A 14,061-nucleotide genomic window follows, 5' to 3' on the forward strand; every position below is an offset into this window, starting at 1 on the left:
AAACATCCGACTTGCGACCTATTTTTAAATTTTTTTGACTTTTTTCGTCATTTTCGTACTTTTTTCTTGACAAACAACTAAATGACTATCAACTCTTTTGGAGCTAGGGTCAATAATTCACAACCTGTTTCTGTAATCAGAATATCATCCTCGATACGAACACCATATTTGCCTTCGATATAGATACCTGGCTCGTCTGTCAAGGCCATACCTGCTTTAATAGTTTCTGTAGAAGTCTGGCTAAAGTATGGTTCCTCATGGATATCCAGTCCAATACCGTGTCCAATACCGTGGGTAAAGTAGTCGCCATAGCCTGCCTCGATGATAATATCACGAGGAATTTTATCAAAGTCACGGAAACCTAATCCTGCCTTAGCCTGGTCAATCAAGGCTTGATTGGCTTTGAGAACCGTATTGTAAATCTCTGCCTGCTCATCACTGACATGTCCCAGATAGATAGTCCGTGTCATATCACTGACATAGTGGTCATAAAGGCAACCGAAGTCCATGGTAATGGCTTCTCCTAGTTCAACTGGTTTGTGCATAGGATGGGCATGGGGTTTGGAAGAGTTGATACCGCTAGCTAGAATCGTATCAAAAGATAAGCCAGATGCTCCCAACTCACGCATGCGGAAGTCAAGGAAGTTGGCAATCTCAATTTCAGTCTTTCCTGGCTTAATAAAGTCAAGAGCATCGCGGAAAGCTTGGTCTGAGATAGAACAAGCCTTACGAATAGCTGCAATCTCCGCCTCATCCTTAATCATACGAAGGCCTTCAACAAACTGAGTTTGTGGCAGCAAGTCTATTCCTTCAAAAGTTGCCTGCATACGGTGATAATAAGAGACAGAAATCTCATCCTCAAAACCGATTCTAGACAAGCCCATATCCTTGACAATGCCTGCAATGACAGCCAATTCATCACGGTCAGCCACAATCTCAAACCCACTGGTTTCTTGCTTGGCTGCGATGATATAGCGAGAGTCTGTCACCAAGACCTGACGGTCACGGCTGATAAAAACTGTTCCGTTTGAACCCCAAAAACCAGTCAAATAATAGACGTTTTTAAGGTTATTAATGATGATGCCATCTAGTTCTTTTTCTTGCATTTTAGCTAGAAATGCTTGTACACGTTTATTCATGATGTAATTTTCCTTTCAAATACTGTCCTGTGTAGCTGGCTTCGTTGGCCGCTACTTCTTCTGGAGTTCCTGTTGCGATAATGGTTCCACCACCGACACCGCCCTCAGGTCCCAAGTCAATGATATGGTCTGCCGTCTTAATAACATCTAGATTGTGCTCGATAACGAGTACTGTATTGCCATCGTCGACAAAGCGAGCTAAAACCTTGAGCAAGCGAGCAATATCCTCGGTATGAAGCCCTGTCGTCGGCTCATCCAGAATGTAGAAAGATTTTCCTGTCGATCGTTTGTGGAGTTCACTAGCCAACTTCATACGCTGGGCTTCTCCCCCAGAAAGGGTGGTAGCTGGTTGACCTAGCGTCACATAGCCCAGTCCCACATCCTTGATAGTCTGAAGTTTGCGTTGAATTTTCGGAATGTGTTGGAAAAATTCTACCGCATCGTTGACCGTCATATCCAAGACCTGCGAGATATTCTTTTCCTTGTAGTGAACTTCTAGGGTTTCACTGTTGTAGCGGGTTCCGTGGCAGACTTCACAAGCCACGTAAACATCTGGTAAGAAGTGCATCTCAATCTTGATAATCCCGTCACCTGAGCAGGCTTCACAGCGACCACCCTTGACGTTGAAACTGAAACGGCCCTTCTTGTAGCCTCGAATCTTGGCTTCATTTGTCTGTGCAAAGAGGTCACGTATATCGTCAAAAACTCCTGTATAGGTAGCTGGGTTGGACCTCGGCGTTCGTCCGATTGGGCTCTGGTCAATATCAATCAAGCGGTCTACATGCTCAATTCCTGTAATATTCTTAAACTTACCAGGCTTATCTGAATTGCGGTTAAGCTTCTGAGCAATAGCTTTTTTGAGAATGCTATTGATTAGGGTCGATTTCCCTGAACCCGATACCCCTGTCACCGCGATGAATTTTCCTAGTGGAAAGCGAGCTGTGACATTTTGCAAGTTGTTCTCACGCGCTCCTGTCACTTCGATAAAACGACCATTTCCGGCACGGCGCTCTGTTGGCACTGGAATAGCACGTTTGCCTGACAAGTACTGGCCTGTGATAGACTTGCTATTGCGAGCAACCTGCTTGGGCGTACCTGCAGCGACAATCTCTCCACCAAAAACACCTGCACCGGGACCAACGTCAATCAGATAATCCGCCTCACGCATGGTATCTTCGTCATGTTCCACTACTATGAGAGTATTACCCAAATCACGCATCTTTTTGAGACTGGCAATCAGACGGTCATTATCCCTCTGGTGAAGACCGATTGACGGCTCGTCTAGAATATAAAGGACACCTGATAGGTTAGAACCAATCTGGGTTGCCAAGCGAATACGCTGACTTTCCCCACCTGAAAGGGTTCCTGCTGAACGAGACAGAGTCAAATAGTTAAGACCCACGTTATTAAGGAAGGTCAAACGATCCTTGATTTCCTTGAGAATAGGCCGAGCAATGATGGCTTCATTTTCAGACAAGGTCAGCTGGCTCACCAATTCCAAGTGGTCTGCGATAGACAGGTCTGAAATTTCTCCGATATGTGGCCCTTGCTCGCCACCTACACGGACAGACAAGGCCTGATCATTAAGACGATAGCCACGACAGGTTCCGCAGGTCAGCTCATTCATGTAGAGACGCATCTGGGTGCGGGTGTAGTCACTATTGGTCTCATGGTAGCGACGTTTAATATTATTGACAACTCCCTCAAAAGGAATGTCAATATCGCGCACACCACCAAATTCATTCTCATAGTGGAAATGGAATTCCTTGCCATCTGAGCCGTAGAGAATCAAGTTCTTATCTTCTTCTGACAAGTCCTCAAAAGGCTTATCCATATCCACTCCAAAGGCTGTCATGGCTTGTTCCAGCATATTTGGATAGTAGTTGGATGAGATAGGATTCCAAGGTGCCAAGGCTCCCTCGCGTAGCGTTTTGCTGGCATCTGGCACCACCAAATCAGTATCCACCTCTAGCTTGATGCCCAAACCATCACACTCGCTACATGATCCAAAAGGAGCATTGAAGGAGAAGAGACGTGGCTCTAACTCTGGAACAGTAAAACCACAAACTGGGCAGGCATAATGCTCAGAGAAGAGCAACTCAGAGTCGTCCATAGTATCGATAATGACATAACCTTCTGCAATACGAAGGGCTGCCTCAATGGAATCAAAGAGACGGCTACGAATGCCCTCCTTGATGACAATACGGTCAACCACAACATCAATATTGTGTTGCTTGCTCTTGGACAAGTCTGGCACTTCGGTCACATCATAGACTTCCCCATCCACACGGACACGAACATAGCCGTCTTTCTGAACCTTTTCAATGACGCTCTTGTGCTGTCCTTTTTTCTTACGAATGACTGGTGCTAAGATTTGCAGGCGCTGGCGTTCTGGTAACTCCAAAACCTTATCCACAATTTGCTCCACAGAAGAAGCCTTGATAGCTCCATGCCCGTTGATACAGTAAGGCGTCCCCACACGTGCGTAGAGGAGACGCAGATAATCATTGATTTCAGTCGTGGTTCCCACTGTCGAGCGAGGGTTTTTGCTGGTCGTTTTCTGGTCGATGGAAATAGCTGGGCTGAGACCATCAATGGCATCTACATCTGGTTTTTCCATATTTCCCAAAAACTGACGAGCATAGGCTGACAAGCTCTCCACATAGCGACGTTGACCCTCCGCATAGAGGGTATCAAAGGCCAGACTGGATTTTCCTGAGCCTGACAAACCGGTCACGACAACCAACTTGTCTCGCGGAATCTCCACATCAATATTTTTTAAATTATGGGCACGCGCCCCATGAATGACAATTTTATCTTGCATCTTTGTTCTTTCTAGTCCATTATTGCTTACCATTATACCAAAAAAAGTGAGATTCTATTACCCAAAAGGCCGATTTTGTAGTATAATAGTACGGTGTGAAAAAATCTGAAAAATGAGAAAGGATAAGGGATATGAAACAAGTTTTTCTCTCTACAACAACTGAATTTAAAGAGATCGATACGCTTGAACCGGGTACTTGGATCAATCTCGTTAATCCGACTCAAAATGAATCACTCGAAATCGCTAACGCCTTCGATATTGATATTGCCGACCTTCGAGCACCGCTCGATGCGGAAGAAATGTCTCGTATTACCATTGAAGACGAGTATACCCTGATTATCGTTGACGTGCCGGTCACAGAAGAAAGAAATAACCGCACCTACTACGTCACCATCCCGCTTGGTATTATCATCACCGAGGAAACCATTATCACTACGTGTTTGGAACCATTACCAGTCCTCGATGTCTTTATCAACCGTCGATTGCGTAATTTCTATACCTTCATGCGCTCACGTTTTATCTTCCAGATTCTCTATCGCAATGCAGAGCTTTACCTAACAGCCCTTCGTTCAATCGACCGTAAGAGTGAGCAAATCGAAAGTCAACTGCATCAATCAACTCGTAATGAAGAATTGATTGAGCTCATGGAATTGGAAAAAACCATCGTCTATTTCAAGGCCTCCCTCAAAACAAATGAGCGCGTGATCAAGAAATTGACCAGCTCAACCAGCAATATCAAGAAATACCTTGAGGACGAAGACCTGCTTGAAGATACCCTGATTGAAACCCAACAGGCCATCGAGATGGCAGATATCTATGGAAATGTCTTACACTCTATGACAGAGACCTTTGCCTCTATCATTTCTAACAACCAGAACAACATCATGAAAACCTTGGCCCTTGTGACCATCGTCATGTCTATCCCAACCATGGTCTTTTCTGCCTACGGGATGAACTTTAAGGATAATGAAATCCCCCTAAACGGCGAGCCAAATGCTTTTTGGTTAATCGTCTTTATCGCCTTTGCTATGAGTGTCTCGCTCACTCTCTATCTCATCCATAAAAAATGGTTCTAAGAGGAGTTCCTATGTCTCAGATTGATCTACAAAAATTAACTAAGAAAAACCAAGAGTTTATCCACATCGCTACCCAACAATTCATCAAAGATGGAAAAACAGATGCTGAAATCAAGGCTATTTTTGAGGAAGTTATTCCCCAAATCCTTGAAGAGCAAGCCAAGGGTACGACTGCTCGTTCCCTCTATGGCGCACCGACCCACTGGGCGCACAGCTTCACTGTCAAGGAACAATATGAAAAAGAGCATCCAAAGGAAAATGATGATCCAAAACTCATGATTATGGACTCGGCTCTTTTCATCACTAGCCTCTTTGCCCTCGTCAGCGCCCTCACAACCTTCTTCTCAGCAGATCAAGCTATCGGTTACGGTTTGATTACCCTCCTATTAGTTGGACTGGTTGGTGGATTTGCCTTCTACTTGATGTACTACTTTGTTTACCAATACTATGGACCTGATATGGACCGAAGTCAACGTCCACCTTTCTGGAAATCTGTACTGGTTATCCTAGCTTCTATGTTCCTTTGGTTGCTTGTCTTCTTTGCAACAAGCTTCCTACCAGCTAGCCTTAACCCAGTACTTGCTCCATTGCCACTAGCTATTATTGGAGCAGCCCTCCTAGCCCTTCGCTTCTATCTCAAGAAACACTTGAACATCCGCAGCGCAAGTGCAGGACCAACACGCTATTAAGAAGAATCATAAAAGCAACTGCAGATGCGGTTGCTTTTTCACTTACTTTTTTGATTTTAAAGTATTCTTCTGACATCCCACATAGCTCTATCTAATCTTTTGTGATAAAATAGGTTCAATCTATTTCTAGGAGGATAAAATATGATTTCTACTATTGGTATTGTTAGTTTATCTAGTGGCATTATCGGAGAGGACTTTGTCAAACACGAAGTGGACTTGGGTGTCCAACGTCTCAAGGACCTGGGACTCAATCCTATCGTTTTGCCCCATTCGCTAAAAGGATTAGACTTTATCAAGAACCATCCTGAAGCGCGTGCAGAGGATTTGATTCATGCCTTTTCTGATGATAGCATCGACATAATCCTATGCGCCATCGGTGGAGACGATACCTATCGCTTGCTACCTTATCTTTTTGAAAATGACCAACTACAAAAGGTTATCAAACAAAAAATTTTTCTTGGCTTCTCGGATACAACCATGAACCATCTCATGTTGCATAAACTAGGAATCAAAACTTTTTATGGTCAATCCTTCTTAGCAGACATTTGTGAATTAGACAAAGAAATGTTAGCCTATAGCCTTCACTACTTTAAAGAATTGATTGAGACGGGAAGAATCTCAGAAATCCGCCCTAGTGACGTTTGGTATGATGAAAGGACTGACTTCAGTCCCAAGGCTCTGGGGACACCTCGTGTCAGTCATGCAAATACCGGTTTTGAATTATTGCAAGGAAATGCCCAGTTCGAGGGAAAAATTCTCGGTGGTTGCCTCGAATCCCTCTACGATATCTTTGACAACTCTCGATACGCAGATAGCACGGAGCTCTGCCAACAATACAAACTTTTCCCTGACTTGTCAGACTGGGAAGGAAAAATTCTCTTGCTAGAAACAAGCGAAGAAAAGCCTGAGCCAGAAGACTTCAAAAAGATGTTGCGGACTTTAAAGAACACTGGTATATTCAAGGTCATCAGTGGACTCCTGGTCGGAAAACCTATGGATGAAACTTTCTATGACGACTATAAAGAGGCGCTATTGGATATCATTGACAGCAATATCCCGATTATCTATAATCTAAATGTTGGCCACGCAACTCCAAGAGCAATTGTCCCCTTTGGCATCCATGCCCATGTAGATGCAAAGGAGCAAGTCATTCGCTTTGACTATAACAAAAAATAAATAGTTTCTCTATTTTTGTGCTTTTGTATTGGTTTTCGTTACAATTTATATCTGAATTTATTGCATTTCGCTAATTTCTATGATATCCTTTTAAAGGAGGTGTATATGACAAAACAAAAAATTAATCGAATCGTAGGTTCTATTGGTGCCTTTATTGGAATTATAGTATTTATTGCCTACATACCTCAAATTATCGCTAATTTACAAGGAAATAAAGCTCAACCATTTCAACCTTTATCAGCTGCAATATCTTGCTTAATCTGGGTTATTTATGGATGGACAAAGGAACCTAAGAAGGATTGGATACTAATCATTCCAAATTCAGCCGGTGTTATTTTAGGTGGAATCACTTTTCTGACTTCACTCTAACAAATATACTAGTATGTATAAAAAGCTGAGATAAATTTCTCAGCTTTTTTCTATATTCTCAGATATTCTAGTTACCTACACTCACTAATTCCCGCTTTTCCATTCACAATCATTCTCGTGGTCATCAACCAGGCCTGCTGCCTGTAGAAAAGACAAGACGGCGACTGGGCCTGTGAACTTGAAGCCTCGTTTTTTGAGATCTTTGGCTAATTTCTCAGACAAAACGGTTTTAGCTGGGGATTGGCGGTAATCGGAAACATCGTTAACGATAGTTTTCCCCTCAACAAAAGACCAAAGATAGGCATCAAAAGAGCCATATTCTTCCTGTAGTCGTAGAAAGGCTTGGGCGTTAGCGCGTGTAGCAAAAATCTTGGCTCTATTTCGAATGATGGCTGGATTCTCCAGCAAGTCTTCCAATTCGGTATCAGTCATGTCTACAACCGCTTGAATTTGATAACCATGAAAGGCTTCTCGGAAAGCTTGTCGTTTGTTGAGCACCGTTTCCCAAGACAGGCCTGCCTGATAGGTTTCCATGCACAATAACTCAAACAATGCTTGGTCATCATGGAGGGGCTGGCCCCACTCCTCATCATGATAGGCGATATAGAGAGGATTGGTCATCTTGACCCACGAACAACGTTTTGTCATGCTCCGCTCCTATTTAACCAACATTTTAAGGGCCGACTTGATATAGTTCTCAGCTGTATCTGTCGTTCCTTCAAAGAATTTCTTGATTTTCTTGAGCTCAGTTGCCTTGTAGCCCAGTGCCAACATGGCTTCCATAGCTTCTTCCAGTTCTTGGTTTTCAGCGCTTGCTTGCACTGCCACCTTAGCAGGAAGGTCATCTCCTGCAACTACTACCTTACCTTCCAAGTCCAGCACCATTTGCTGGGCTGTTTTCTTGCCAATTTTAGGGAACTTGGTCAAGTAGGTGATGTTCTTGGTTTCGATGGCTTGAACCAGGCCAGCATTGTCATCGGCAGCGATAATAGCAAGAGCTGATACAGGACCGATCCCAGAAACCGAAATCAGACTGAGAAAGAGCTTTTTCTCATCTTCTGAGCGAAATCCATAAAGTAGATGGGCATCCTCACGCACGACCTGGTGCACATAAATTTGAGCTTCTTGATTGACCTGTCCTGAATAGGCATAAGGATTGGCCACATGCAAAATATAACCGATACCATTGACTTCAAGAACAATGTATTTAGCAGTGATTTTGGTAATGATTCCTTTTAAATATTCGTACATAGTTTTCCTTTTAGTTTAATATTTCCCCAACTCACGGAGACTGGTGTGATTTTCCTGAATACGTCGGAACATCTTTTCCATATCCGACTTGGTAAAATGCACCAAAACAGGGCGTCCGTGGGGACAGTTATAGGGATTGTCACATTGAGAGAGCTGATAGAGGAGCTGTCTAGCCGAATGGTCGTCAATACGATGGTTGGCCTTGATAGACCGCTTGCAGGACATCATAATAGCCAACTCTGCTCGATATTTCTTGATAGAAACTTCCTTGGTCAAAAGGAGCATGTCGCACATCTCATAGATGCCTGACTCGATTTCCTCCTCTGCCATCCAAATAGGATGTTCACGCAGGATAAATTGATTTTCTCCGTACTCTGCTAGAAAGACGCCCACTTCCTCCAAATGTGTCATTCTTTCCTTGAGACGAAGAGCATCATCCGCTGGAAATTCAAAGATATAGGGCACTAGGAGTTGCTGCTGGCTCTGGTCAACATTGCCAATACTTTCACGGTATTCCTCGTACTTGACCCGTTCCTGAGCCGCGTGCTGGTCTATGATATAGAGCCCATCTCGCCCTTGGGCAAAGAGATAAGTCCCGTGCATTTGCCCGAAAAATTCCAACTCTGGGAAGCTGGATGATTCTTCTCGCTCCAGCTTGTCATAAGCCTTATCCAGACTAGTTAAATCTAGCTCTGGGTGATCTAGCTGGTCGTAGTTAGCAGGCTTTCTCTCTGCAAAATGCAGTTTAGCTGGCTTGGTCAATTGGTCCAAGGTTTCCTTGACAAACAGGGTCAAATCCTGTCCTTCATCAGTCAATTCTACCTGATAATCAGCCACCTCAACTTGACTAGGTCTTGTCGGCTCAGTTTTCTCATAGTAGAGCGTATTTTCTTTGAGTGGGAGAATGGTCTGCTCCACCTTTTGACGATTGCGCACAGTCGATTTGGCAAGATTTTCCAAGGCATCAGGTATCAAAGTTTGCTCCTTGAGACTGTTTGCAATAGCTTCTGAAACCAGAGTCATCAGTTCCTTTTCCTTGGAAATCCGCACTTCTTGCTTGGTTGGGTGCACATTGACATCCGCTAGATAAGGGTCGATATGGATATGAATGACAGCCAACGGAAAGCGCCCCACCATGAGCTTACTTCCGTAACCATCTAAAATAGCACGATTGAGTAGGAAATTCTTGATATAACGACCATTGATGAAAAGGCTGATATAGTTGCGATTGGCCCGAGTTAACTCAGGCAAGGACACAAAACCTGAAATTTCGAAATCTAGGTCAGAATTCTCAATTTCAATCATCTTCTTGGCACTCGCCAAACCGTAAATCCCTGCGATAGCTTGGCGCAATTGACCTGTTCCCGCTGTTCGCGTCATTTCCTTACCATCACTAATCAAACTAAAAGAAATCTCAGGATGGGCCAAGCCCAGACGGTTGACAATATCAATGATATGAGACAGCTCCGCTTGCTGACTCTTCATATATTTGAGGCGGGCAGGCGTATTGAAAAATAGGTCCTCCACACAAACCTTGGTCCCCACAGGACTAGTCGCTGGGATGACTTCTTCAACTTCTCCCCCACGCGCGACGAGCTTGGTTCCATGACTTGCACCATCCACCGCCGTCAACAGAGTCAGTACACTGACAGACGCGATAGAAGGAAGGGCTTCACCACGAAAACCAAGCGTCCGAATTCGAAAGAGGTCTGCTTGATTTTTTATCTTACTGGTCGCATGACGACGCAGGGCCAATTCCACCTCATCGTGGGCAATTCCATGACCATTATCTGTGATTTGAATCTTCTTGAGACCAGCTTCCTCAATCTCAATGATAACCTGACTAGAGCCCGCATCAATGGCGTTTTCTACCAGCTCCTTAACAACGCTAGCTGGACGCTCGATAACCTCTCCAGCTGCAATCTGGTTTGCCAACACCTCTGGCAATTCAATAATATGAGACATCTTTCAGCCCCTTTCCGTATCTATTTTCCTAGAAATTGATTAGTGCTATTATACCATATTTCAGAAAGGACAGAAAAGCAAGCACCACATAGGAGCCAAATCCCTCCACATAAACAAAGTCCCTTGCCAGGGGGCATAAAATAGTGTTTAATAAAGGTGTACAAGAAGTGATCACAATTTTGTATGAAAAACAAGGAGAGAAATTTATGAAAGTAGAACTACAGATTAGTGAAACTTACAAGGAGGAAAAACTGATTGTCCAAGCACCTCAGCCGACAGATAAAGTCCAGAAAGTCATCGAGTTCGCAGAAAATCTGGATCGAATAGAAAAAATCAAAGGGAAAATTAATAATCAGGTCTATCTCGTTAAGATTGGTAAGATACAACGCTTCTATATCGAGAATCGGAAGGTTCTAGCAGAAACTGCGAGTCAGACCTACAACATTGATTTGCGACTCTATCAAGTTCTTGAACTCTTGCCAAGCAATTTTATCCAAATTTCCCAATCAGAAATCATCAATATCAACTCCATCTCTCATCTCAAGCTCACGCCCAACGGCCTAGTAGAAATTTTCTTGAAAAACGAAAGCTTCACCTACTCTTCACGCCGTTACCTAAAAACCATCAAGGAGAAATTAGAACTATGAAAAAACAAATCTTCCACGACGCAGCTACTGGTGTCCTCATCGGCCTCATCCTCTCTATCATCTTTTCACTCATTTATGCACCAAATACCTACGCTCCACTGAGTCCCGAGTCTCTCATCGGCCAAGTGATGACCCAACATCAGATTCACGGTGCCCTGGTCTTGCTCTACTGCACACTGATCTGGGCAGCCATCGGTATTCTCTTCAACTTTGGCAAGCGATTATTCAGCCGTGACTGGAGCTTGCTCCGTGCAACTCTGACTCATTTCTTCCTTATGCTAGTAGGATTTATCCCATTAGCAACCCTAGCAGGTTGGTTCCCCTTCCACTGGATTTTCTACCTCCAACTCATTATCGAGTTTGCGATTGTCTACCTCATCATTTGGACTATTTCCTATAAAAGAGCATCAAAAAAAGTAGACCATATCAATCAACTCTTGAAGCATAAAAAGTAAGAGTGCTGATAAAACCACTTGGAATAATAAAAAAGTCAAGCCTAAGCTCAACTTTCCAACTCATACAAATCTGCGATAATAGCTGCGACACGTTTGATATCTCCCAGCATGCCTCGCATTTCAAAGTCAGCCAAGACAGGGAAACCAAAACGTTGACTGTATTGCTTAGCTGTCAAGCAGTATTGGTTATTAAAGTTACGATTGCCTGAACCAACTACGCCAAAACACTTACTAGCATTGTCACCATAAGCGATAAAATCTCCCACTGGCGTTGTCAATATCTCAACATCTCCGTTATCCACGCCATTCCCACCTTCTAGGTAAGTCGGCAAAAAAGCAACATAGGGATGGTCCATTTCATAGAAATCTTGGCCTTCTTTGACCAAATCTTTTATATGAATCTTTTGAACCTCAATTCCCTCGTACTGGGACAAGAGATAGTCTTTCAAGCGCGTCACAAAACTTTCAGTATTGCCACTCAGACTAATATAAACTAAAGAAATTGTCTTCATATGTACCTCCATGATTTTATTTTTAATCGAAAAAGAACTACCAAGATTGTAACTTGATAGTTCTTTTTTGTCAATACTTAGGCAAGTTCTTCTGTTTCCTCTTCTTCAGCCAAGGCTTTTTGCTGACGCCATATCTTGTAGAAGACAAGGGCTAGGAAGAGAACATTGATGACGATATAGAAAATGCTGACAGCTTTTGAACCAATACCCATTGTCAAACGAATAGTTTCATCTTGAACCAGCTGCAAAGCGTCTTGTAAAGTCACATAGGTATAAATCGAACCAATAATGGCTAGCAAAACATAGCCGACATAAGTATAGTTTGCATACTGCAAATTCTTACGAACAAGGAATACAATCGCTACTACCACTAAAATAGCAGATAGTACAACCAAGGCCACATTAAAAATAGAATGAGATGCTTCTGCCACTCTATAGCTAAAATTAATGCTATCTTCTACCTGCTGAGCACTGACCCCTGCAACTTGTTTTTGAGCAGCACGAAGGACTTCTTTACTAGGCAAGGGCTTCAAAAGTTCAAACAGAGACGTAGCTGAAATAAGGGCAGACAAGATGAGCAAGACCCATAGATAAATTGGTTTCTTTTTCATGATAGAACCTCCTGATGTTATTATTGATATTATAGCACTTTTTGTAAAGGGATACAAATATTATAGTGTCGTTTCTACCTGTTTTCGGTAAGCTTTTGGCGATTTTCCGCACAATTTTCGGAACACTTTATAGAAATATCCAACGTTACTGTAACCAACCGCATAACAGATGTCTTCGATACTGTCACTGGTTGAAAGCAAAAGTTGCTGGGCAGCCTTAATACGTTGTTTATTGAGCAATTCAGCGAAGGTCGAATTGGTTTCTCGCTTAATCAACTGCCCCAGATAGACAGGATTGATAAAGAGATCCTTACTGATATCCTTGAGAGAAAGTTCTTTCTGATAATCACGCCCAATAACTTCCAGAACACTGACCACATTCTCATTCATACGATATTGCCCAAAGAATCGGGTCAGAGTTTCCTTGATATAAAGAACCAATTCATCGAAGGTTTGAATAGCATGAATGGTTTTGACAATGTCCGTCATATCATCAGCTTTGAGATGTTCAAACAAGTGGAAGACATCCATGACAAACTGGATAAAAAGCTGTTTGGTAATCGGAACACGCGGCGTATTTTCAAGAACCACCTTCTCCAAAAGGTTCAACTCTTCAACGATTTGATTGAGATTCCCCTGAATGATAACCCTATAAATCGGTTCGTAATAGGTAAAGAGACTCTCAGACTGTTGTAGATTTACAGAGCCGTAAAAGAGGGCTTTCTCAGCATTCAGCTTCCAGCGTTCAAAGTGTTCTTGATAAGGAGCTTCAAAGGGAGTAACGACTAAACCATCTAGGGGTTGATCAGAAATAAAAATCTGCCAGTCTTGTCCCAAGACATAGTAAGGAATGGTGAAGGAGCCTTGTTTTTCCTTGGATAGGCCTATCCACCAATTCTCCTCACCTCCTAGATAACTAACAAATCCAGCCTCATCTAAATCTTGACTAAGGGTCTGACTTTTCTTTCCTCTCTCGCCGAGCTGACCTGCAATCTTCTCCAGCAGATTTCCCAACTCTACCTTATCAACAGGTTTGACCAAATAGTCCACCACACTAAGGTTCATGGCTCTTTTTACATAATCAAACTCCTGATAACCCGAGAGAAGGATATAGGCAATATCTGGTAAGATTTCTTTCATCTCCCGAATCATATCAAGCCCTGTTTTGTCGGGCATATTGACATCGGAAATGACCACATCGACAGGATTTTCCTGAACATATTCTAGGGCTTCATCGGCATGACTGGCTGTTGCGACGACCTCCATATCCCACTTATCAAAGGGAATCAAACGTTTCAGACCTTCTGTCACCATGTACTCATCATCTACTAATAATACTTTATACAT

The 14,061-nt window shown here is 43.0% G+C and carries 14 protein-coding genes; 6 read left to right on the forward strand and 8 right to left on the reverse strand.

What is annotated here, in order from left to right; all coding sequences use genetic code 11:
- Window positions 1-77 precede the first annotated feature (77 nt).
- Window positions 78-1,139 carry a M24 family metallopeptidase gene (locus ACLNCV_RS00720; protein WP_049515513.1) on the reverse strand — a complete coding sequence of 354 codons (1,062 nt, stop codon included), beginning with the start codon at window positions 1,137-1,139 and terminating at the stop codon, window positions 78-80.
- On the reverse strand, window positions 1,132-3,963 hold the full coding sequence (uvrA, locus tag ACLNCV_RS00725) for an excinuclease ABC subunit UvrA (RefSeq protein WP_261125812.1): 2,832 nt from the start codon (window positions 3,961-3,963) through the stop codon (window positions 1,132-1,134). Before uvrA ends, ACLNCV_RS00720 begins: the two co-directional genes overlap by 8 nt.
- A 131-nt stretch (window positions 3,964-4,094) precedes the next feature.
- On the opposite strand from uvrA, the gene ACLNCV_RS00730 reads away from it, so the two are divergent.
- The 4 genes from ACLNCV_RS00730 (at window position 4,095) to ACLNCV_RS00745 (ending at window position 7,273) form a co-directional block, all read left to right on the forward strand.
- Window positions 4,095-5,039, forward strand: coding sequence for a magnesium transporter CorA family protein (locus ACLNCV_RS00730; RefSeq protein ID WP_000815623.1), 945 nt, complete (start codon window positions 4,095-4,097; stop codon window positions 5,037-5,039).
- Between the two features lie 11 nt (window positions 5,040-5,050).
- Complete coding sequence (locus ACLNCV_RS00735; protein ID WP_261125813.1) at window positions 5,051-5,728, forward strand: DUF1129 domain-containing protein; 678 nt, start codon at window positions 5,051-5,053, stop codon at window positions 5,726-5,728.
- A 141-nt stretch (window positions 5,729-5,869) separates the two neighbouring features.
- Window positions 5,870-6,904, forward strand: coding sequence for an LD-carboxypeptidase (locus ACLNCV_RS00740; protein WP_261125815.1), 1,035 nt, complete (start codon window positions 5,870-5,872; stop codon window positions 6,902-6,904).
- A gap of 105 nt (window positions 6,905-7,009) precedes the next feature.
- The gene (locus ACLNCV_RS00745) at window positions 7,010-7,273 is read left to right on the forward strand and encodes a SemiSWEET family transporter (protein WP_000166114.1); all 264 of its coding nucleotides are present in this window, start codon (window positions 7,010-7,012) and stop codon (window positions 7,271-7,273) included.
- A gap of 84 nt (window positions 7,274-7,357) precedes the next feature.
- Here ACLNCV_RS00745 and ACLNCV_RS00750 read toward each other — a convergent pair whose 3' ends face one another.
- From ACLNCV_RS00750 to mutL, 3 genes are read right to left on the reverse strand one after another with little or no spacing between them, the layout of a single operon-like run.
- A complete protein-coding gene (locus ACLNCV_RS00750; RefSeq protein ID WP_261125817.1) occupies window positions 7,358-7,921 on the reverse strand; it encodes a DNA-3-methyladenine glycosylase I in 564 nt (187 codons plus the stop codon).
- Window positions 7,922-7,930: 9 nt separating this feature from the next.
- A complete protein-coding gene (gene ruvA / locus ACLNCV_RS00755; protein ID WP_000273423.1) occupies window positions 7,931-8,524 on the reverse strand; it encodes a Holliday junction branch migration protein RuvA in 594 nt (197 codons plus the stop codon).
- Between the two features lie 15 nt (window positions 8,525-8,539).
- Window positions 8,540-10,489, reverse strand: coding sequence for a DNA mismatch repair endonuclease MutL (mutL, locus tag ACLNCV_RS00760; protein ID WP_424844773.1), 1,950 nt, complete (start codon window positions 10,487-10,489; stop codon window positions 8,540-8,542).
- 206 nt (window positions 10,490-10,695) lie between these two features.
- Between mutL and ACLNCV_RS00765 the strand changes: the two genes are divergently transcribed.
- Window positions 10,696-11,136 (forward strand): LytTR family DNA-binding domain-containing protein, encoded by a 441-nt coding sequence (locus tag ACLNCV_RS00765; RefSeq protein ID WP_424844774.1) that lies wholly within the window; start codon window positions 10,696-10,698, stop codon window positions 11,134-11,136.
- Window positions 11,133-11,591 (forward strand): DUF3021 domain-containing protein, encoded by a 459-nt coding sequence (locus ACLNCV_RS00770; RefSeq protein ID WP_238095549.1) that lies wholly within the window; start codon window positions 11,133-11,135, stop codon window positions 11,589-11,591. Before ACLNCV_RS00765 ends, ACLNCV_RS00770 begins: the two co-directional genes overlap by 4 nt.
- A 47-nt stretch (window positions 11,592-11,638) precedes the next feature.
- On the opposite strand, the gene nrdI is transcribed toward ACLNCV_RS00770, so the two are convergent.
- From nrdI to ACLNCV_RS00785, 3 genes are all read right to left on the reverse strand, one after another.
- A complete protein-coding gene (gene nrdI, locus ACLNCV_RS00775) occupies window positions 11,639-12,103 on the reverse strand; it encodes a class Ib ribonucleoside-diphosphate reductase assembly flavoprotein NrdI (protein WP_004255033.1) in 465 nt (154 codons plus the stop codon).
- Window positions 12,104-12,180: 77 nt separating this feature from the next.
- On the reverse strand, window positions 12,181-12,714 hold the full coding sequence (locus ACLNCV_RS00780) for an ABC transporter permease (protein ID WP_023946835.1): 534 nt from the start codon (window positions 12,712-12,714) through the stop codon (window positions 12,181-12,183).
- 60 nt (window positions 12,715-12,774) lie between these two features.
- Complete coding sequence (locus tag ACLNCV_RS00785) at window positions 12,775-14,061, reverse strand: response regulator transcription factor (protein WP_424844775.1); 1,287 nt, start codon at window positions 14,059-14,061, stop codon at window positions 12,775-12,777.

It is taken from the genome of Streptococcus sp. CL5.50, from assembly GCF_049738015.1.
Classification (GTDB): Bacteria; Bacillota; Bacilli; order Lactobacillales; family Streptococcaceae; genus Streptococcus; species Streptococcus mitis_CA.

Excerpts from the sequence above, each read along its gene's own strand:
- ACLNCV_RS00770 (WP_238095549.1), top strand. The coding sequence starts at position 11,133 with ATGAAAAAACAAATCTTCCACGACGCAGCTACTGGTGTCCTCATCGGC.
- ACLNCV_RS00785 (WP_424844775.1), bottom strand. The coding sequence starts at position 14,061 with ATGTATAAAGTATTATTAGTAGATGATGAGTACATGGTGACAGAAGGT.
- uvrA (WP_261125812.1), bottom strand. The coding sequence starts at position 3,963 with ATGCAAGATAAAATTGTCATTCATGGGGCGCGTGCCCATAATTTAAAA.
- ACLNCV_RS00750 (WP_261125817.1), bottom strand. The coding sequence starts at position 7,921 with ATGACAAAACGTTGTTCGTGGGTCAAGATGACCAATCCTCTCTATATC.
- ACLNCV_RS00730 (WP_000815623.1), top strand. The coding sequence starts at position 4,095 with ATGAAACAAGTTTTTCTCTCTACAACAACTGAATTTAAAGAGATCGAT.
- ACLNCV_RS00745 (WP_000166114.1), top strand. The coding sequence starts at position 7,010 with ATGACAAAACAAAAAATTAATCGAATCGTAGGTTCTATTGGTGCCTTT.
- ACLNCV_RS00735 (WP_261125813.1), top strand. The coding sequence starts at position 5,051 with ATGTCTCAGATTGATCTACAAAAATTAACTAAGAAAAACCAAGAGTTT.
- ACLNCV_RS00780 (WP_023946835.1), bottom strand. The coding sequence starts at position 12,714 with ATGAAAAAGAAACCAATTTATCTATGGGTCTTGCTCATCTTGTCTGCC.
- nrdI (WP_004255033.1), bottom strand. The coding sequence starts at position 12,103 with ATGAAGACAATTTCTTTAGTTTATATTAGTCTGAGTGGCAATACTGAA.
- mutL (WP_424844773.1), bottom strand. The coding sequence starts at position 10,489 with ATGTCTCATATTATTGAATTGCCAGAGGTGTTGGCAAACCAGATTGCA.
- ACLNCV_RS00740 (WP_261125815.1), top strand. The coding sequence starts at position 5,870 with ATGATTTCTACTATTGGTATTGTTAGTTTATCTAGTGGCATTATCGGA.
- ruvA (WP_000273423.1), bottom strand. The coding sequence starts at position 8,524 with ATGTACGAATATTTAAAAGGAATCATTACCAAAATCACTGCTAAATAC.
- ACLNCV_RS00765 (WP_424844774.1), top strand. The coding sequence starts at position 10,696 with ATGAAAGTAGAACTACAGATTAGTGAAACTTACAAGGAGGAAAAACTG.
- ACLNCV_RS00720 (WP_049515513.1), bottom strand. The coding sequence starts at position 1,139 with ATGAATAAACGTGTACAAGCATTTCTAGCTAAAATGCAAGAAAAAGAA.